Here is a 20,734-nt window from a genome sequence, read left to right on the forward strand (position 1 = left end):
ATTTGCGGAGCTAAGCGATCATGAGTAAGCGAATTGTTGTGACCGGCATGGGTGCAGTGACCCCGCTGGCAACCGGCGTGGAACAGACCTGGAAACGCCTGCTGGCCGGTGAATCCGGGATTCGCAGGCTACCCGAGGCATTGGTCGGCGACCTGGCAATCAGCATCGGCGGCCAAGTGCTCGACCGCACCCAGGACCCTGAAGCCGGCTTTGACCCCGACACTGTCATCCCGGCCAAGGAACAACGCAAGATGGACCGGTTCATCGTGTTTGCCCTGGCAGCCGCGCAAGAGGCCCTGGCCCAGGCTGGCTGGAGTCCGCAGACGCCATCGCAGCAAGAACGTACCGCGACAATCATCGCCTCCGGCGTGGGTGGTTTTCCCGCGATTGCCGAGGCCGTTCGTACGGCTGACAGCAAAGGGCCACGCCGCCTGTCGCCGTTCACGATCCCGTCATTCCTCGGCAACATGGCAGCCGGGCATGTGTCGATCCAGCACCAACTGAAAGGCCCGCTCGGCTCCCCCGTCACCGCTTGCGCCGCCGGCGTACAGGCGATTGGTGATGCCGCTCGGATGATCCGCGCAGGGGAAATCGATATCGCCGTGTGTGGCGGCGCCGAAGCCTGCATCCACCGGGTCAGCCTCGGCGGTTTTGCCGCAGCACGTGCACTGTCCAGCGATTACAACGACACGCCGGCATTGGCTTCCCGCCCATTTGATCAAGGCCGAGATGGATTTGTGATGGGCGAAGGTGCCGGGATATTGGTGATCGAGGAGCTGGAGCATGCACTGGCTCGCGGGGCCACGCCTATCGCCGAGCTGGTGGGCTACGGTACCAGCGCCGACGCCTATCACATGACTTCAGGGCCGGAAGATGGCTCCGGTGCGCGCCGGGCGATGGAATTGGCGATTGCGCAGGCGGGGATCAGCGCCGCACAGATCCAGCATTTGAACGCCCATGCCACGTCGACACCCGTAGGTGACAACGGCGAACTGGCGGCGATCAATACGCTGTTCGGTGCAAATGCCAGCGTCGCGATCAGCGCCACCAAGTCGGCGACCGGCCATCTGTTGGGCGCAGCGGGCGGGATCGAGGCGATCTTCACTGTGCTCGCCCTGCGCGATCAGATTGCCCCGGCGACCCTCAACCTGGACAACCCGGACCCCGCTGCCGAAGGGCTGGATATGGTCCGAGGTCAAGCCCGGCCGCTGCCGATTGAATACGCGATATCCAATGGATTCGGATTTGGTGGCGTGAATGCCAGTGTGTTGTTCAAACGCTGGAGTTAACGCGGCGATTTGACGTCCATCGCCCGCCCATGCTCTCCTACACATCTTGTTTCGGGTGCCCTTCACAGGGTGAAACGGGAAACCGGTGAGTCATGTTCCTTTACTCAAGGGCGTGACGAGTCCGGTGCTGCCCCCGCAACGGTAAGCGAGTGAAGCGTCAAATCCACTGTGCCTCCAGGGCATGGGAAGGTGATGCTTTCAAGGCCCAGGCCCCTCGTAAGCCCGGAGACCGGCCCGAAAAAATCAGATAACAAACCCGCGGTGGGCGGGCGCTGTTCAGAACCCTGCGTGCCTGGCTCGCGGGGTTTTCATGCGCTCGTGCACCCTGAACCCTGAAGGGACGCGCCATGTCGATCATCAGCAGCACCGCCTCTACCGCCAGCACCACCGCCACCCTGAGCCAACGCCTGACCGCCGCTATCGGCGCGTCGATCCTCGGCGCGTGCCTGGTGTATTTCGCCGGTTTCTCGCACATCGAAGCGGTGCACAACGCCGCCCACGATACCCGCCACAGCGCCGCGTTCCCGTGCCACTGAGACCTGCCGACATGATCAAGCGTATTGCCCAAACCGCAGGTTTCACCGGTCTTCTGGCCGCCTTGCTGCTGACCTTGCTGCAAAGCTTCTGGGTTGCCCCACTGATTCTGCAGGCGGAAACCTTCGAAAAAGCCCCCGTGGCCACCGAAGTGCATGAGCATGCCGGCGCTGCAGCCCACAGCCACGACGCCGAAGCCTGGGAGCCGGAAGATGGCTGGCAGCGCGTGCTGTCGACCACAGGCGGTAACCTGGTGGTTGCCGTGGGCTTTGCCCTGATGCTTGCCGGCCTGTACACCCTGCGTGCACCGACCCGTACGGCTCAAGGCCTGCTGTGGGGTCTGGCCGGTTACGCCACCTTTGTGTTGGCGCCAACCCTGGGTTTGCCGCCTGAATTGCCGGGCACGGCTGCCGCAGACTTGGCACAACGGCAGATCTGGTGGATCGGCACTGCCGGCTCCACCGCTGCCGGTATCGCGCTGATCGTGTTCGGTCGCAAGTGGTTGCTGAAAGTCCTGGGCGTGGCGATCCTGACGGTGCCCCATGTGATTGGCGCACCACAGCCGGAAGTCCACTCGATGCTCGCGCCGGAAGCCCTGGAAGCTCAGTTCAAGGTTGCCTCGCAGTTGACCAACATTGCCTTCTGGCTGGCGCTGGGCTTGATCAGTGCCTGGCTGTTTCGCCGTAACCGTGATGGTCAGTATTCGGCATGATCCTGGCGGTTGGCCTGGGGTGCCAGCGGGGTTGTTCTGTCGACATCCTGCTTGAACTGTTCAACGCCGCCCTCGCTGAGGGTGGCATTGAGCGTCAGTGCATCACTGCGTTGGCCAGTCTTGATCGCAAACAGGATGAGCCGGGGTTGCTGGCGCTGGCTCAGGTTCTGGAGTTGCCGTTGGTGTTTTTCAGTGCGGCGCAATTGGCGTCTTATGAAGATCGATTGAGCCATAAGTCTGAGACGGTTTTTGCTCATACCGGCTGCTACGGCATCGCGGAAAGTGCCGCCCTGGCCCTCGCAGAACACCTGTCCCAAGGCCCTGCTACCCTGCTGGTCACCCGCAAAAAAACCGCCCAGGCCACCTTTGCATTGGCTTGCGCCGTCTGAATTCCCGATAATCGTCAGCTTTGATCATGAGCAATCTTCATCTGGAGGGCTGCTCGCGTGCTTTTTTTCACAGGAATGAATCCATGACTGTCTTTTTCATCGGCGCCGGTCCAGGTGACCCGGAACTGATCACCGTCAAGGGGCAGCGGCTGATTCGCAGTTGCCCGGTGATTATCTATGCCGGTTCGCTGGTGCCGGCGGCGGTGCTTGAGGGGCATCAGGCGGAGTTGGTGGTTAACAGTGCGGAGCTGCATCTGGAGCAGATCATTGGGCTGATCAAGACGGCCCATGAGAAAGGCCAGGATGTGGCGCGGGTGCATTCCGGGGATCCGAGTTTGTACGGGGCGATTGGGGAGCAGATTCGGCTGTTGCGGGAGCTGGGGATTGGGTTTCAGATCATTCCAGGGGTTACGGCGGTGGCGGCGTGTGCGGCGTTGCTGGAGGCTGAGCTGACGTTGCCGGACATTGCGCAGAGTGTGATTTTGACGCGGTATGCGGATAAGACGGCGATGCCTGAGGGTGAGGCGTTCAGTAGTTTGGCGCAGCATGGGACGACCATGGCGATTCACCTGGGGGTGAATCATCTGGAGAAGATCGTGGCTGAGTTGGTGCCTCACTATGGGGAGGATTGTCCGATTGCCGTGGTGCATCGGGCGACCTGGCCGGATCAGGATTGGGCCATTGGTACGCTGGCGGATATTGCCGGGAAGGTGGCGGCCAAGGGGTTTCGGCGTACGGCGTTGATTGTCGTGGGTCGGGTTTTGGCCAGTGACGGTTTTGGTGAGTCGTCGTTGTATCGCGCGGGGCATGCGCATTTGTATCGGCCCTGAGGGTGGTGGTGGTGGTGTACATATCCGTTATTTAGGTAACGGCCGCTTATGGTTCCGCTCTTACAGCGGCTCACTTTTGAACAGCGCAAAAGTAAGCAAAACGCTCTTGCCCCACCACTCGGCACCTCGCTAATGCTCGGTGTGCCCTCACTCCGGCTTTGGACCGTGGGCCGCGGCGATGGGCCATCCTTGGCCCAGCGCGGCTAACCCGGCGTCCTGCCGGGTTACCCACGCTCCAAAGCCTGCGTTCGGCCAGCGTGGTTTAACGGGGCGCCTAAGATCAAGATCAAAAGCAGATCAAGAGCACAGCGGCCTACCGGCCGGCTTGAGTGTGGTGAAGCAACAGCAACAGCCCAATCAAAAGCGGGCACGGTCAAATGTGGGAGCTGGCTTGCCTGCGATGGCATCGCCTCGGTGTATCTGGAAGACCGAGTTGTCTGCATCGCAGGCAAGCCAGCTCCCACAAAAAGCAGCGCTACCCCGCCCGTAGCAGCTGTCGAGCGCCAGCGAGGCTGCGTGCTTTTGATCTGCTTTTGATTTTGATCTGCGGGCCCCGTTAACCACGATGGCCGCAAGTAGGCACGGTGGAGCGGGTAAACCGGCAGGACGCCGGTTTAGCCGCGCCGGGCCAAGGATGGCCCGTCGCGGCGACCCGCGGAACCGGGCCGGAGTGCGGGCATGCCGAGCCTAAGCGAGGCACCGAGTGGTGGGGCAAAGACCTTTTGGTTACTTTTGGGGCGTTTGCCAAAAGTGACCCGCTGTAAGAGCCATCCCTTTCAAGGTCTTGGTTTAAAATCCCCTAACCAATCCAGTCAGGACGGCGAAACTATGTGGGAAAAGGTTTTAGAACGGTTTGAAAAACAGGCTCCGGCCAGCGTCATGACCAAGTTGATATTAGAGCAGGCAGTAGATGCCGCTTGGGTTGACAAGGTGTTCGATGATCACCGCCAACGGCAGTACTCACGTGAGCTTTTGTTTTCAACCGTTGTTGAGCTGATGTCCCTTGTTTCATTGGGCTTGAGGCCGTCGTTGCACGCGGCGGCGCGCAAGATGGAGGGCCTTTCGGTCAGTGTTTCGGCACTCTATGACAAGATCAAGCGAACCGAACCCGAGCTGCTTCGCGCCCTCATTTCGGGCAGTGCCGAGCGTTTGATACCAACCGTCGAAACGCTCGGCCATTCATCGATCCTGCCCGGCTGGCAGTTGCGTATTGTGGATGGCAACCACTTGCCGGCCACTGAAAAACGTCTAGGCGCTCTGCGCAATGAGCGCGGCGCAGCGCGCCCAGGATTTTCAGTAGTTGCCTACGATCCGGATCTGGATTTAGTCGTTGATCTTCAGCCGTGGGAAGATGCCTACGCCAGTGAGCGAGTCAGTGTTTTACCGCTGCTGGCCCGCGCATGCGCGGGCCAGTTGTGGATGGCTGACCGGCTCTATTGCACGCTGCCCATCCTGCAAGCCTGCGAGGATACGGGGGCTTCGTTCATCGTTCGCCAACCCAGCAAGCATCCACGCCTGGTCCAGGAAAGTGAGTGGCAAGACTCAGGGACGGTCGATAGCGGAACCGTTCGCGAACAAATCATCGAAATGAAGGGTGGCCGCCGCTGGCGACGTGTTGAGTTGAGCCTGCAAACGGCGAATGACTCAGGTGATTTGGTGATGTGGTTCTGGAGCAATTTGCCCGACACCATCGGTGCCCGGCAGATAGCCGATTTATACCGTCATCGCTGGAGTATCGAAGGAATGTTTCAGCGCCTTGAGTCGGTACTGGACAGTGAAATTACAGGCCTTGGCAGCCCGAAAGCCGCGCTATTGGGCTTTGCCTCGGCGGTCCTGGCTTACAACGTTTTGTCGGTTCTCAAGCGTAGCGTTGAGCAGGCGCACCGCGAAACGCAGCCAGAGGGTTGGCAGGTTTCGATTTTCCATTTGGCGGTGCATGTTCGCAGTGATTATCAAGGCTTGCAGATCGCATTGCCTGCGGAAAATTTCCCTCTTGAAAAGACTCCGCAAGGGCTGGCAGAGCGATTGCTGGCCCTGGCAAGGATGATCAAACCTAAGTCCGTAGCAAAAAGCCCTCGTGGCCCCAAAGTAGCCAAGCCCAAGGAGTGGCTGGAAGGTAAGGCAGCACGGGCGCATGTCTCAACAGCTAGGGTGCTTAAGGCGGCCAAGTCGGATAAACGTACTTAAACATGGCCTTAAACGGACTTTTAAACGCAGACCTTGAAAGGGATGGCTGTAAGAGCGGAACCATAAGCCGCCGTTACCTAAATAACGGATATGTACACAACATACCTAACCCAAAACCTCACAATCCCCACACAACCCACTGAATCCAAACCAAAAAAAACGGCGCTCACGGGGCGCCGTTTTCCCACATCCGCAACAAACACCCTTAGTAGTAGGCGTTTTCTTTCTGCGTATGGTCAGTCACATCCCGCACACCCTTGAGCTCCGGAACCCGCTCAAGCAGCGTACGCTCAATCCCCTCACGCAAGGTCACGTCCGCCTGGCCACAGCCCTGGCAACCGCCACCAAACTTCAACACAGCAATACCATCATCCACCACATCAATCAGGCTCACCTGACCACCGTGGCTGGCCAGCCCGGGATTGATCTCGGTCTGCAGGTAATAGTTGATGCGCTCGTTAATCGGGCTATCCGCATTAACGTTCGGCACCTTGGCGTTCGGCGCCTTGATGGTCAGCTGGCCACCCATACGATCAGTGGCGTAATCAACCACCGCATCGTCAAGGAACGCTTCACTGAACGCATCGATATACGCCGTGAAGCTTTTCAGCCCCAACGCCGTATCTTCAGGTTTTTCTTCTCCCGGCTTGCAGTAGGCAATGCACGTCTCTGCGTACTGGGTGCCGGGCTGGGTGATAAAGACGCGGATCCCGATGCCCGGGGTGTTCTGCTTCGACAGCAGATCAGCCAGGTAATCGTGGGCGGCGTCGGTAATGGTAATAGCGGTCATGGAAACTCCTCGCAGGCTTGCCGGCAGTTTACGCCAAATTATTACCGAGGTACAAAGTCCTAGTATTTTTGTCGGAAAAGAACCAACCGTTCGTCGCCATCGAACCAGCCTTTGAGCCGACGATAACTGCCCTTTTCCAACCAGTGATAGCTGGCCAACGACCCAAGGGCGATCAACACCACGCACACGCCGAGCATCACGTAGGCATTGACCCCATAACGCTGGGCGACAAAACCGCCGGCGGACAACACCAGCACGTGCATCAGATAGACCGAATAAGAACAATCCCCCATCACCTTGAGCAGGCGGCTGCGCTCGAAATAGCGTTCCATCGAGATACAGGCCACCACCAGCACCGCACTCGGCAAGCCCCAGGTCAGGGCGCGAGGTGATGCCGGCCAGTGATAAATCGCCAGCAGCGCACCGGCAATACCCGCCAGGGGCAGCCACAGGCCGGGGCGAATCCAGCCCTTGCGGTACAGCATACCGATGCCAATTCCCAGCAAGAACTCGTACACGATGTCCGAACGATAGAAATCGCTGATCCAGCCAAACGACGTCCACGCCTGGCATACCGCGAACAACAACGCGCCCACCACCAGCACCCGCCACTGCCGGCGGAACAGCAACGCCCAGGCAAACAGCACGTAGAAGAGCATTTCGTAGTTCAGGGTCCAACCGACATTCAACGTCGGATACACCCCATAACCGCCGGGATTTTCGGAGGGTATGAACAGCAAGGACATCAACACATGGGCCGCATCGACACTCTGGTCCGGCAACACCGGCCGCGCAAACACCACCAGCAGCGCCATCAATAGCGTGTAGAACCAGTACGCCGGCACGATCCGCAATAAGCGATACACCAGGAATCGCCAGGGCGGCAGCTGTTTGTTCTCGGTGGAAAGGAAGATCACCAGACCACTAATCACGAAGAACACATCCACGCCCGCCGCGCCCTTGTCGACAAACAGATGCCCCAGCGCCGAATCGGCCTGGAAGCCAAAGAAAATCTGCATGAAGTGATGACCCACCACGGTCCAGGCCGCCAGGGCGCGCAGTGCCTGTACTGAAATCAACATAGTCGACCCGCTCTCCCAACCCTCGACACCGGTTATTCAGGTGTCTCTGGCTTGGGACAGCCGTCGACGGTCAAAGGTCGATCAAAGATTCTCGTAGCGATTCATGTCCAGCACGCCCTCTTCCAGCGGCGTGGTTTCGTGGAGGTACTGCGACAGGTCGTGGAAGTACTGCCAGAACTGCGGATGGCTGCGGCGGATGCCCCAACGGTCGACAATCTTCTCGAAGCGATTGGCGTCCTTGGCGTTCTCCATGGCAGCCACAAACGCCGGCACCTGCTCCGCCGGAATGTTGAACATGAAGTTCGGATAGCTGCTCAGCACCCCGGGATAAATGGTCACGGTGTCCAGGCCCGGCTGATACCGATAGGCCTCACCGAGCATAAAGGCGACGTTGCTATGGGCGCGGTTGCGCAACAGGCTGTACATCTCACGTTTGCCGCTGCGGGTTTCGATGCGCAGCATGGTCGCTTCCGGCAACAGGTCGATCACCTTGAGCCCCGCCGCCGGGCGGTTGGTCAGGCGGCTCAGGGCCTGTTCGGCGTCCTGCAGCGCCGGGTCGATGCCGGGACGCGAGCAATAGGCGCTGATGCAACGGTTGATCGGGTCCGGGCTGGCGTTCAGGTCGCCGTAACGGGCCAGCAACTGGTTGGCGAACTCGCGCTTGGGGTCCTTTTCATCGAGCTTGAGGCCCGTGGGCTTGTCATCGTCGATGGCTTCATAGTCCATCCACAGCTTGACCTTGCCGCTGTTCTGGTACCAATCGTCGAGGAAGTCATCCCGCGAGTCCGCCGGCATCAAGCGCAGGAAGTTCTGTTCGGCGCCGTTGCGGATCAGGTCGAAATACAAGCGCGTCTGGGCCTGATGGGAAACGTTGCCGAACACATCGAAATTCACCGCCAGCTGGTAATAGGTGCGCTCCAGCAGCGGATAGTCGAACAACCACATCGTTTGCGGTACTTCGCCAATCAACCCCTTGGTCACCGAGGCGCTGTCAAAGTGGCGGAAGATGCTCAGCAAGGCGTTATCGTTGCCCGCCCACAGGGAAGCCCAGCTCGGCGGCGGCAGGTCGGCATAGCTGTCTCGGCGCAGCGCTTCGTATTCGTTGCGCTTGTCGCGGTATTTAAGCCACAGGCTGAGCACGCTGCCCACATCATCAATCTGCCCCGGCATCGCCAGCAACGGCGTGGCCTGGCCGCGGTAGCGGGCATCGGTGATGTACAGGTCGTGGTCAGGGTCCTGGAACAGGGTCCAGAAGTTGTCGCGGATCACATCCGTGGCGATCTGGCCCCGGCATACCGGCCCGCGAATGAAGGTGCGCACGAAGTATTCGGCGTTATCCAGCATGAACTGGTAGCGCGCCTTGGCCGGAATCGCCTCGAAGGTCTCGAACGGGTTGGCCCGCCGGCCCGGCCCGTAGCCCGGCAACGCGTTCACCTGCCAGTCATCGGTGTAGAACAGCGACTTGATCCGGGCCATTTTCTCGGCGCTGAACGGATAGGTGATGTGGGTCTTGTGCACGATCACCCCCTGCACCGGCCAAAGGCGGTAATACACCTGGGTACCTGGGTCGTCGTTGGGGCGACGGGTGTTGATCAGGTCGATCGGCTGCCCGCTCGGGGTGCGCGAGCGTACCCACTGGAAGAAATGCCCCGGCTCGCCGCCTTCAAAGTAGATGTGGGCGAGGAACAGGTGCTCGAACAACCAGCGCGCCACCAGGCTTTCCCGGGCGCCGGGCTGGTTGAACAGGTTTTCCCACTGCTGCACCTGCAAAGCTTCCTTGGCACTGGGGGCCAGGCCTTGTTCGTCGATAGGTGCGCCGGAGGCCAGCCAGCGTTGCAGGGTCTGGTACTGCTGGTCGGTCAGGCCGGTGACGGCCAGGGGCATGCCTTCCTTCGGGTGGTTACCTGCGTAGGCGTTGAACTCCCCCGGCATCGGGCAGGTGTTTTCGCGGTTCAGGCCCAGCACGATGTCGTCGGGCAGCTTGGCGTTGGGCGCAAGCGGCGCGGTATGTCCCAGTTCCAGCATGCGCGCCATCAGTGCGGCCTGGCTGCCCTGGGCATCGAGTACCGAGTAGAAACCCTTCCGCTGCCAGGCGGCCTTGCCGGAGGCGTCATAAAACAAACGCGTCGGTTGGCTGGCCTGGCTGCGTTCGCCGTCATATACCGGCACTTTGGTCGCGCCACGTGCGGCGCCTTCGGCACTGCCCAGGTTGAGCTGGCAGGCCGAGTCATAGCAGGCGTGGCAGGCCACGCACTTCTCGGTGAAGATCGGCTGAATATCACGGGTATAAGAGATCGCCGGGGCGGGACCTTCTGCCTGTGCGGTAATAGCGACCAGCGCAAAAACGGCGCTGACGATGAGGCGAAGTGACATGTTCCCGGTCCCGATTCAATGCGTACGGTGAAAAACCTGGCGATTCTACCGATGTAACACCCCCGACAACATGAGCGATATTCATGCAAACCCGGCACATGCTCTAAAAGCGCACAGGTTTGTTATGATCTTCGCCCTCCGTAATACCTGACCAGAGTAGTCCCATGCCCGATCGTAGCGCTCGTCTGCAAGCCCTCCACCAAGCCCTCAAGGAACGCATCCTGATCCTCGACGGCGGCATGGGCACGATGATCCAGAGCTATAAGCTGGAAGAGCAAGACTACCGTGGCAAACGCTTCGCCGACTGGTCGAGCGACGTCAAGGGCAATAACGACCTGCTGGTGATCACCCGTCCGGACGTGATCGGCGGCATCGAAAAAGCCTACCTGGATGCCGGCGCCGACATCCTGGAAACCAACACCTTCAACGCCACGCGCATTTCCATGGCCGACTACGGCATGGAAGACCTGGCCTACGAATTAAACGTAGAAGGCGCGCGCCTGGCGCGCAAGATCGCCGACGCCAAGACCCTGGAAAACCCGGCCAAGCCGCGTTTCGTCGCCGGCGTGCTCGGTCCGACCAGCCGTACCTGCTCGCTGTCGCCCGATGTGAACAACCCCGGCTACCGCAACGTGACCTTCGATGAGCTGGTGGAAAACTACACCGAAGCCACCAAGGGCCTGATCGAGGGCGGCGCCGACCTGATCCTGATCGAAACCATTTTCGACACCCTCAACGCCAAGGCTGCGATCTTCGCCGTACAGGGCGTGTTCGAGGAACTGAACGTCGAACTGCCGATCATGATCTCCGGCACCATCACCGACGCCTCCGGCCGTACCCTGTCGGGCCAGACCACCGAAGCGTTCTGGAACTCGGTCAGCCACGCCAAGCCGCTGTCCGTGGGCCTGAACTGCGCACTGGGTGCGAGCGAGTTGCGTCCGTACCTGGAAGAGCTGTCGAACAAGGCCAACACCCACGTTTCCGCGCACCCGAACGCCGGCCTGCCCAACGAATTCGGCGAGTATGACGAACTGCCGTCGGAAACCGCGAAGGTCATCGAAGAATTCGCCCAGAGCGGCTTCCTGAACATCGTCGGTGGTTGCTGCGGCACCACGCCGGGCCACATTGAAGCCATCGCCAAGGCCGTGGCCGGTTACGCACCGCGCCCGATCCCGGACATTCCGAAGGCCTGCCGCCTGTCGGGCCTGGAACCGTTCACCATTGATCGCAGCTCGTTGTTCGTCAACGTCGGCGAGCGGACCAACATCACCGGTTCCGCCCGCTTCGCCCGTTTGATCCGTGAAGACAACTACACCGAAGCCCTGGAAGTCGCCCTGCAGCAGGTGGAAGCCGGAGCCCAGGTGATCGACATCAACATGGACGAAGGCATGCTGGATTCGAAGAAGGCCATGGTGACCTTCCTCAATCTGATTGCCGGCGAGCCGGACATCTCCCGCGTACCGATCATGATCGACTCCTCCAAGTGGGAAGTGATCGAAGCCGGCCTGAAATGCATCCAGGGCAAGGGCATCGTCAACTCCATCAGCATGAAGGAAGGCGTGGAACAGTTCATTCATCACGCCAAGCTGTGCAAGCGCTACGGGGCGGCGGTGGTGGTAATGGCGTTCGACGAAGCCGGTCAGGCCGACACCGAAGCGCGCAAGAAAGAAATCTGCAAACGCTCCTACGACATCCTGGTGAATGAAGTCGGCTTCCCGCCGGAAGACATCATCTTCGACCCGAACATCTTCGCGGTCGCCACCGGTATCGAAGAGCACAACAACTACGCCGTCGACTTCATCAATGCCTGTGCCTACATCCGCGACGAGCTGCCGTATGCGCTGACCTCCGGCGGCGTGTCCAACGTGTCGTTCTCGTTCCGTGGCAACAACCCGGTGCGTGAAGCGATCCACTCGGTGTTCCTGCTGTACGCGATCCGCAACGGCCTGACGATGGGTATCGTCAACGCCGGCCAGCTGGAGATCTACGACCAGATCCCGGCCGAGCTGCGTGACGCGGTGGAAGACGTGGTGCTCAACCGCACCCCGGAAGGCACCGATGCCCTCCTCGCCATTGCCGACAAGTACAAAGGCGACGGCAGCGTCAAGGAAGCCGAGACTGAAGAGTGGCGCGGCTGGCCGGTGAACAAGCGCCTGGAACACGCGCTGGTCAAGGGCATCACCACCCACATCGTCGAAGACACCGAGGAATCCCGGCAGTCGTTCGCGCGCCCGATCGAGGTAATCGAAGGCCCGCTGATGTCCGGCATGAACATCGTCGGCGACCTGTTCGGCGCCGGCAAAATGTTCCTGCCTCAGGTGGTGAAATCCGCCCGGGTGATGAAGCAAGCCGTGGCCCACTTGATTCCGTTCATCGAGCTGGAAAAAGGCGACAAGCCGGAAGCCAAGGGCAAGATCCTGATGGCCACGGTGAAGGGCGACGTGCACGACATCGGCAAGAACATTGTCGGCGTGGTGCTGGGTTGCAACGGCTATGACATCGTCGACCTGGGCGTGATGGTCCCGGCCGAGAAAATCCTGCAAGTGGCCAAGGAACAGAAGTGCGACATCATCGGCCTGTCCGGGCTGATCACCCCGTCCCTGGACGAGATGGTGCACGTCGCCCGCGAGATGCAGCGCCAGGATTTCCACCTGCCGCTGATGATCGGTGGCGCCACCACTTCCAAGGCCCACACGGCGGTGAAGATCGAGCCCAAATACAGCAATGACGCGGTGATCTACGTCACCGACGCCTCCCGCGCCGTGGGCGTGGCGACGCAGTTGCTGTCCAAGGAATTGAAGCCGGCGTTCGTCGAGAAAACCCGCCTGGAATACATCGACGTGCGCGAGCGCACCTCCAACCGCAGCGCCCGCACCGAGCGCCTGAGCTACCCGGCCGCCATCGCCAAGAAGCCACAGTTCGACTGGAGCAGCTACACGCCAGTCAAGCCGACGTTTACCGGTGCCCGGGTGCTGGACAATATCGACCTCAACGTCCTGGCCGAGTACATCGACTGGACACCGTTCTTTATTTCCTGGGACCTGGCCGGCAAATTCCCGCGCATCCTCACTGACGAAGTGGTGGGTGAAGCGGCGACGGCGTTGTACGCCGACGCACAGGAAATGCTCAAGAAGCTGATCGACGAAAAACTCATCAGCGCCCGCGCCGTGTTCGGTTTCTGGCCGACCAACCAGGTGCAGGACGATGACCTGGAAGTCTACGGCGACGATGGCCAGCCGATTGCCAAGCTGCACCACCTGCGCCAGCAGATCATCAAGACCGACGGCAAGCCGAACTTCTCCCTGGCCGACTTCGTCGCGCCTAAAGACAGCGGCGTGACCGACTATATCGGTGGCTTCATTACCACCGCCGGCATCGGCGCTGAAGAAGTGGCGAAGGCTTACCAGGACGCCGGCGACGACTACAACTCGATCATGGTCAAGGCCCTGGCCGACCGCCTGGCCGAGGCTTGCGCCGAGTGGCTGCACCAGCAGGTGCGTAAAGAGCACTGGGGCTACGCCAAGGACGAAGTGCTGGATAACGACGCGCTGATCAAGGAGCTGTACAGCGGCATCCGCCCAGCCCCGGGTTACCCGGCGTGCCCGGATCACACCGAGAAAGCCCAGTTGTTCCAACTGCTGGACCCTGAAGCCCGCGAGATGCACGCGGGTCGCAGCGGCGTGTTCCTGACCGAGCACTACGCGATGTTCCCGGCAGCGGCCGTCAGCGGCTGGTACTTCGCTCACCCGCAGGCGCAGTACTTCGCGGTGGGCAAGATCGACAAGGACCAAGTCGCCAGCTACACCGCCCGCAAGGACCAGGACCTGAGCGTGACCGAACGCTGGCTGGCGCCGAACCTGGGTTACGACAACTGATACGCGGCAGGCCCGCTTCCGGGCCTGCCACGCTGCGTCTTATAGCCCCAGCGTCGCTCTCTCCTGTACGGACAGGCGAATCAGCAGGGCCTGGCGTTGATCAGTCCTTTGCCTGGCCAATACCACGGCTTCTGCCTCGTACTGCGCACCAAACTCCGGATAACGATCCTCAAGGGCTTCAGCCTTGAGGGCCTGGGCTTGTGCCAGCGTCGTAAAGTCGGTCGCGTATTGCTTCTGCAAGTAATCGACCCAGTACTGGCGCGCGATCAGATCGTCGGTGAACGCCTCGGTCACCTCCCTCGCGATGATGCTGGCGTAGGCCTGGTCGATATCGGCCTGTTTCACTTGGGAAAGGTTGCGGTACAGCATGCCGGACGGCTGGCGCGGCAACTCCAGGCGTTGGGCCAGGCCGATGCGATAGGCCAGGCGAATTTCCGCCGGGTCAACACTGGGCTTGAGGCTGATCACGCGGCTGGCGGTGGCTTCAGTCTGTTCCAGGCGGATCATGCTTCTGGCCAGCTTGAACAGCGCCGCGCCTTCTTTCCCGGGCTCCACGGTTTCCAGGGCCTTGAACTCATAGGCACTGACTTCAAGGTCGCTGAACAGCAGGATCCAGCCGTCACCGCAGGTCGCATTGATCCGCATGCCGCGAGCCTTGCCGAACAGTTGCTCGCGCAACGCCGGACGTTGCTCGGCAGCCTCCAGCACCTCCCATACCCGGCGCGTCAACTCAGGGCGGTCGGTGATGAAGTCCTGGGCGTTTTTCAGCTGGGAAATGATGTAGAAGAAATCCTCACTGTCGTCAGCGCTCTTGAGCGACTCCCAGACCGCGTGTTTGCTGGAATCGGCCGCCACGCCAGAAAACCATTGGGCTTTCTGTGCCTCGGGCGTCAGCAGCTCCGGATGCAGCTCACCGCTCAGCTCCGCTTCCTCGCGACTGGCATTGCGAAGGAAGACATCGAGTTGGTCATTAATTTGCTCCCGGGTATAACCCAGGCCAAAACCCGTTTCATCCAGGAACTCGCTCAACCGCTCGAACGCGCGCTCTTCCAGCCCGTTGTCCGTCAGGTTGGTGTTGCTCATCAGGAGGTTGTGCCGAGGCAACAGGGCATCGTCCGGGATGGTCTCGATCTGGTTATTGCTGAGATCGAGTGTGCGCAGTCGGGGCAGTTCCAATACCCCCGTCGGCCACTCCTCCAGGACGTTATTGTGCAGGTCCAGGTTTGTCAGCCCGTGCAGGCCGCTGACGTCCAGGTTGGCCAGGGTGTTCTCGCCAAGGTCGAGCCATTCCAGCGCAGTTAACGGACCAAGCAGTGTCTGTAGCTCCACGGCGTCGCGTAAATCATTGTAGGTGGCTTCGAGGTGAGTCAGCGCCGTGTATCGGTTGATCACCTCCGGCAGGTGCGCCAGGCCGTTTTTATTGAGCATAAGCCAACGCAGGTGAGGAAAACTGCCCAGGAACCCATTGGAACCCTGCTCCGTCAGCTTCACCTCAGTGAGGTCGAGCACGCTGACGTGGCTCATTGACGCAGGCAACGCCGGCAGGTCGCCCACATACAGCCCGGACAGGTCCAGTACCTCGCGCCCGTCCACCGGCGGCAACTCGGGCCGGGCACGCAAGTTGTGGCGCCAGCTCTGAAGAATCCTGTCGGCCGCGCGCCGACGGTTGATGGCACTGACCCAGCCACCACTTTCGCGATAACCCTCGATGTCGATCCAACTGTTCAACGCCCTGCTCAAGCGCTGATGTTCGCTGTGTAGCTGCACCAGGCGCGTGTCGATGGCGGTGGCGCCGAGCCCGGCGGCTTGCCATTCCACGATGCGCTCCACCGCCTCGGCACTGCCAAGTGAAGGGTCCAACTGTTGCAGGCGTGCTGCCGGGGTGAGGCGCGCTTGCGCGCCGACGTTCTCGACCTGCAGCGGCAACAGCAACTGGCCGGGGTCGTCCGTCACCCGGACCGGGAAATATTCCGGATCGCCGCCGGTCCTGCCGATGCTCAACTGCGTTTGAGGAATGCCCAATGGCTTGTGCAGGTAGATATTCGGCCCCACCAGCGGCAGTAACTCAACGTCAACCCCCAATGGGTTTTCACGGAACGTGCGTTGCGCAAAGACCTGGATGTCGGCGCAAGTTCTTGGGGTAAGTCGGCAACCCCGCAGGTTGCTCTTGAGCATCAGTGCGTCGTGGCCGGTGAGTGCCTGGGGCGGCACGCGGGTGATTGCGCTGTAGCTCAGGTCAAGGCTTTCCAGCACGGGCAAGTCCAGCACGCCCAGGGGCCAGTCCGTGATACCGGTGTGGCTGAGGTTCAAGCGGCGCAAGGCGTTGAGGCCACGCACATCCAGGCTCATCACGCGATTGTATTGCAAGTCCAGCGTTTCAAGGGTGGTCAGGCGGCTCAAGCGTTGCTGGATGGCCGGGGTGACGTTCAGTTGGTTGTGGGAAAGATCCAACTGACGCAGGGCGGTGAAGTCATCCAGCGCCGAAGGCAACTGCGCCAGGTTGCCGCTACTGAGGTTCAACTCTTCAATGGCGCGGAATGCACCGAGAAAGTCGTTCAGCGTCTCAATGGAAATCTGGGTGCCACTCAGGTTTACCTGCTTCACATGGGCGAACGCCGGCGCCGGTAATCTCGGCAAGTCGCCGAGCACGCCACCTGACAGGTTCAGCGTGGTAGTCGAAAGATTGGAACGGGCCGATCGGCCCGACAGCGCAAAACGCGGCCCCAGGCCTTCGCGCCAACAATCCAGGAGCCGCTCGGCGGCGCGCTGGCGGTAAAAAGCGTCCACCTGTCGCCGGTCAACCCGCAGTTCCCGGGCTGCCCAAGCCTCCAGGTCCTGGCTCAAGGAAAGCTGTTCGTCCAGCAACTGATGGGTGCGGGCCAGCATCTGCTCAACGCTCATGCCCTGCTGCCGTAACTGCAACACGACGTCTACGCCAAATCCCCAGCGCACATTTTTCAGCCGGTCCATCACACCCTCACAGTACCCCTCCGCCAGGGTTTGTTCATTGAGCAGGTGCGCCGGATTACCCCGCACATGTTCGTACACCGCCATAAATTCCCGGCGCTCAAACGCGGCCCACCTGAGGTTCAAACCGCGCCACAGGCGGTCATGCCCGGCGAGCATCGAGGTGGGCACCGAGCGAATGTTTGTTCGCCACAGGTCGAGCCTCTCAAGGTGCTCAAGTGACGTCACCCCCTGTGGCCACTCCTGCACCGAGCCCTCCATGCGCAGCACGCGCAAGTGCGTGAGGGCGCTGACGTCCAGGCTTTGCGAAACGCCCTCGACTGTCAGGTTCTGCAAACGCTCCATTCCCCCCAGGCGCTGCATGAACGCCGCGGGATAGGCCATATCCCGGCCGCTTAATGTCAACTGGGTAAGCCCGGTAAAGCGGTTCAGTCCGCCGACCAACTCAATGCCTGGCGTTGCCTCAAGGAGCACATCAAGGCGTTGCACGCGGGAAAACTGCTCAGCCAGCCTTGCACCCTGCTCACCCGATAACACCTCGGCTCGCACACTCAGCGAGTGCACATGGGAAAAGTCTGCGCTCAGCCGCGGAAGGTCCGTCACGCTGCCCAGCGACAGGGTGCTCAGGGGAGGCAGCTCGCGGTAAATGCCCTGGCGCCAGCAACCGATGATGTCGGCCGCTGCCCGTTGTTGCTGGCTGGCCCCGCCCGCCTGCCCGGCAGCAGCGGCGGTCCACTGATCAAGTTCTTCCTGCAACAGGTCAAACTCACGTTGGCGGTTTCCCAACAGGGTGAAGACCTGCTGGGCGCTTTCACCGGCCTGCAATCGGCTCAGGACGAACTGGCTGGCCTGGCCGCCGTTGAGGTTGGGATAGAGCGCCTGCACCCTCGCCGTCAGCGATGCATCCACTTCAAAGCCTTTGCCCCGACCGCTCAAAGGGTAACCCAGGACGCCCCCCGCCCCCGTCAACACGGGTCGCGAACGCGGTGCGCGCAGGCCGAGCACATCGAACATTTGGCTACGGCGGCGGGTGGCATAACCGGCCACCGCTTGTTGCAGTTCCCGGTCCAGGGTCGGCAAGGGCATCCCCAAGCCAGGTCGTGCCGCAGCGGGGATCGCATGCACGACCGATTGGAAGAAATTGCGCCGTCCAGTGGTCCGGCTGTTCAGCGCGACACCGCGCTCGTCGTAGGCCTGGAAGGTTTCGCCCTGCTTGACCAGGTATCTGCGCAGCGGGGCATCTTGCGGACCAATGCTGTCCAGCAATGGACCTTCGACAGCTTGAAACCGCACTTCCAGGCGCAGGTTAGTCGGCCATCCCGGCAAGTGTTGCAGGCAGTGCAGGGCCAGGCGGTCAGTGTCGACGCCAGCGTCAGCCTGACGATGCAACCCCCTCAGGGCACGGCTCAGGCGACCTTGTTGCACCGCACGGCGAGCGGCGTTATCCAGGCGCGCCGAGGTCCCGCGCTGACTGCGCAGTTGCAGGCGCTCCTGTTCGCTGGCGGTATCAAGGATTTCCCGGATGGCTCGCCTCGACAACCCGGGGAAGCGCCGTTGCAGCACCGCCTCTTCGCCAGCCAGCGGCGCCGTATCCGCCACTGGCTGGCTGCGGAACTGCTCAAGGGTATCGGCCAGCAAGGCGGGCAGCGGCCTGCCTTCGATATACGTCTTGCGTAACACGTGATCCTGGACCCCACTGATATCCCCGATAATACCCAGGGTCGTATCAGAGAATTCTTCAGTGGCAGTTCCGAGTCGTCGCAACAGGGTCAGGCGGTCCCATTTGAAAGGCTGCTCATGCACATGTCGCCAGGCACCGGCGTTGTTGTGTTCAAGGATCGGTTGATAAGCCTCGAGATTATCCGGGTGTTTGATCCGCCACTTGCGGATTCGGCTGTCGAAGCCTTTTTCATGCAGGTTTTCACCGATACGCACGTAAATCTTGCCGCCTGTCTCGTACTGGCCCTGGGCATTGGGCTTGAGGGCCGGGTCCAGCACGACTTCGCTGCGGTACGGCGCCAGGTCCGGCTTCCAGAGGCGGGCCTCACCGCTGGGCAGTTTGACCGGTACCAGGCCATCCACCCATCGGGACACCTGGATCTTCGGCGCGCGGCTGGCCAGGGCCGTCGATCCGCCGAGGGCGGCCATGAATGCCACGTTCAGCGCCACCGATTCCAAATGCCCCCAGGCGGCATCCATGTCGCCTTCCTTCCACGACTCGATGCCATGGTAGACCTCCAGGCCCAGCTGCACCGCCGTGACCGCCAGCATCACCTCCCCCAGGCCAGGCACGACAAAGGCCGCCACGTTCAACACATTCAAACCAATACTCAGCCAATGTTCGTGGCGTTCCTGGGCAGCCTTGCGATCCGCCTCGGCGGTGGGTACGGCGAGCGTTCTGGCGTTATCTTTCAGACGTTGCAGGTGGTTGTCATAGAGCGCTCCGAACAGCTCGCCACTGATCAAGGTTTCGCGGCGGTTCAGGTCGATGTGCGTGTCGTAGACCTGCTCCTTGTAACCTCTGGAATTCCACTTATAGGTAAACAGCTTGGTTTTCAGCCGCTGCAGGAAAGCAGGCGCCTCGCCTTGCGGCACCAAGCTGGCGAACAGCCGTTGATAGGCTGGCGAGCGCAGTTGCGTTGCCAGGTCCGCCTCGAACGCCTTCATCGACGGGTATTCCTTGAGCGGGTACAACGGCGCACCGGGGATCCAGACCACCAGCCGCTGGTCGGCCGCGGCAGGGACCAGCAAGTCCCCGAGCGAGGCGCCGGGCAACAATGCGGTGGCCAGGCCCAACTGCTGCCGCGCCTCTGCGATCGCTCCGACGCCCAGCCCGATCAGCACGACTTCACCCACCTTGCAGCCGAGAATCGCCAATTGGCTGCAGGCGACAGGCTTGCCATCCAACTGCGGCCGTTCGGTACCGGCCAGCAAGGCGTTGAGCATGGCATAGGCACTGTCGCTGATTTCGTTCTTCATCCGCGCCGTGTGCAGCCTGACGGTCAGCAGTTTCTTTTGCGCGTCGATCATCTGCTCGCGCACCACGGCCTTGGTGCCCGCGTCCTCGAACACTTGTTGCAAATGCGCCTGGTATTGCTGGCCCAGGTTCAGCTGGCGGCAGAGTGCGGCAAACTGGTCCGGGGTGATGGCGAGCTTTTCACGGTAGCGATAGCGGGCGCGGCGTGAATGGTCGGGCAATATTTCACCGTAGTACTCGGTGAACAAAGCCCCTTCGGGGGCCAGCGCGCTGGTTTGCTCAAGGGCAATATCGGCAAAGTCTTCATTGCCTTCAAAGTTGAGCAATGCCGCCTGCAACAGCGAATGCTGTTGCGGCACCTCGCGGTAGCGCAGGTAGTGCAACTGGTGTTGGTGGACGTCCGGTACCTCACCGAACCGGTTGCGCCATGCCTCTTCCAGCAGCGGCTGGGCGAACTCGGTGATGCCCTTGAGGCCGTCGAGAGTCTTGGCCAGTCGTTCATGGGCACGTCGACTGGCCAGTTGGCTGTCGGCGAATGCCTGGCGCAGCCCCGCAGGCGCGTTACTGAGCCAGGCAGGTGGTGCATCCTCGGGGACGCGCCCGGGCAGCAGGCCCGGCTTCAAGCGCCGGATGTCCGCAGCCGCGCTGCGGGCAATCCAGCCGGGCAAGCTGTTCTTGATCAATGCGGTGTGTAGCCCCTGTTCTGCCGGGGCGGGTAAGGTAGGCATG

At 61.2% G+C, this 20,734-nt stretch carries 11 protein-coding genes and 1 riboswitch; of the genes, 7 read left to right on the forward strand and 4 right to left on the reverse strand.

The features are described from left to right. Positions 1–20 precede the first annotated feature (20 nt). The 6 genes from fabF to JFU58_RS08660 all read left to right on the forward strand — a co-directional run bounded on the left by fabF (position 21) and on the right by JFU58_RS08660 (position 5,941). On the forward strand, positions 21–1,289 hold the full coding sequence (gene fabF / locus JFU58_RS08635; protein ID WP_093209256.1) for a beta-ketoacyl-ACP synthase II: 1,269 nt from the start codon (positions 21–23) through the stop codon (positions 1,287–1,289). A 36-nt stretch (positions 1,290–1,325) separates the two neighbouring features. After that, positions 1,326–1,541: riboswitch (cobalamin riboswitch) on the forward strand. A 95-nt stretch (positions 1,542–1,636) separates the two neighbouring features. Further along, entirely contained in the window at positions 1,637–1,825 is a 189-nt protein-coding gene (locus JFU58_RS08640) for a CbtB domain-containing protein (RefSeq protein WP_003217883.1), read from the forward strand. Positions 1,826–1,836: 11 nt separating this feature from the next. Then, the gene (locus JFU58_RS08645) at positions 1,837–2,535 is read left to right on the forward strand and encodes a CbtA family protein (protein WP_201140275.1); all 699 of its coding nucleotides are present in this window, start codon (positions 1,837–1,839) and stop codon (positions 2,533–2,535) included. Then, positions 2,532–2,924 (forward strand): cobalamin biosynthesis protein, encoded by a 393-nt coding sequence (locus JFU58_RS08650; protein ID WP_201140277.1) that lies wholly within the window; start codon positions 2,532–2,534, stop codon positions 2,922–2,924. Before JFU58_RS08645 ends, JFU58_RS08650 begins: the two co-directional genes overlap by 4 nt. A gap of 83 nt (positions 2,925–3,007) precedes the next feature. Then, positions 3,008–3,754: a precorrin-4 C(11)-methyltransferase gene (cobM, locus tag JFU58_RS08655; protein ID WP_063029456.1), complete on the forward strand. Its 747-nt coding sequence runs from the start codon at positions 3,008–3,010 to the stop codon at positions 3,752–3,754. 879 nt (positions 3,755–4,633) lie between these two features. Beyond that, on the forward strand, positions 4,634–5,941 hold the full coding sequence (locus tag JFU58_RS08660; protein WP_201139778.1) for an IS4 family transposase: 1,308 nt from the start codon (positions 4,634–4,636) through the stop codon (positions 5,939–5,941). A gap of 205 nt (positions 5,942–6,146) precedes the next feature. On the opposite strand, the gene nfuA is transcribed toward JFU58_RS08660, so the two are convergent. From nfuA to JFU58_RS08675, 3 genes are all read right to left on the reverse strand, one after another. Next, entirely contained in the window at positions 6,147–6,731 is a 585-nt protein-coding gene (nfuA, locus tag JFU58_RS08665; RefSeq protein WP_003210817.1) for a Fe-S biogenesis protein NfuA, read from the reverse strand. A 59-nt stretch (positions 6,732–6,790) separates the two neighbouring features. After that, a complete protein-coding gene (locus JFU58_RS08670) occupies positions 6,791–7,813 on the reverse strand; it encodes an acyltransferase family protein (protein WP_093209239.1) in 1,023 nt (340 codons plus the stop codon). Positions 7,814–7,894: 81 nt separating this feature from the next. Continuing rightward, entirely contained in the window at positions 7,895–10,186 is a 2,292-nt protein-coding gene (locus tag JFU58_RS08675) for a fatty acid cis/trans isomerase (RefSeq protein ID WP_201140279.1), read from the reverse strand. A gap of 164 nt (positions 10,187–10,350) precedes the next feature. Between JFU58_RS08675 and metH the strand changes: the two genes are divergently transcribed. Continuing rightward, on the forward strand, positions 10,351–14,061 hold the full coding sequence (metH, locus tag JFU58_RS08680) for a methionine synthase (protein ID WP_201140281.1): 3,711 nt from the start codon (positions 10,351–10,353) through the stop codon (positions 14,059–14,061). A gap of 39 nt (positions 14,062–14,100) precedes the next feature. Here metH and JFU58_RS08685 read toward each other — a convergent pair whose 3' ends face one another. Further along, entirely contained in the window at positions 14,101–20,733 is a 6,633-nt protein-coding gene (locus JFU58_RS08685) for an NEL-type E3 ubiquitin ligase domain-containing protein (RefSeq protein ID WP_242488236.1), read from the reverse strand. Position 20,734 lies beyond the last annotated feature (1 nt).

Source organism: Pseudomonas sp. TH34, assembly GCF_016650865.1.
GTDB classification, from domain to species: domain Bacteria; phylum Pseudomonadota; class Gammaproteobacteria; order Pseudomonadales; family Pseudomonadaceae; genus Aquipseudomonas; species Aquipseudomonas yamanorum.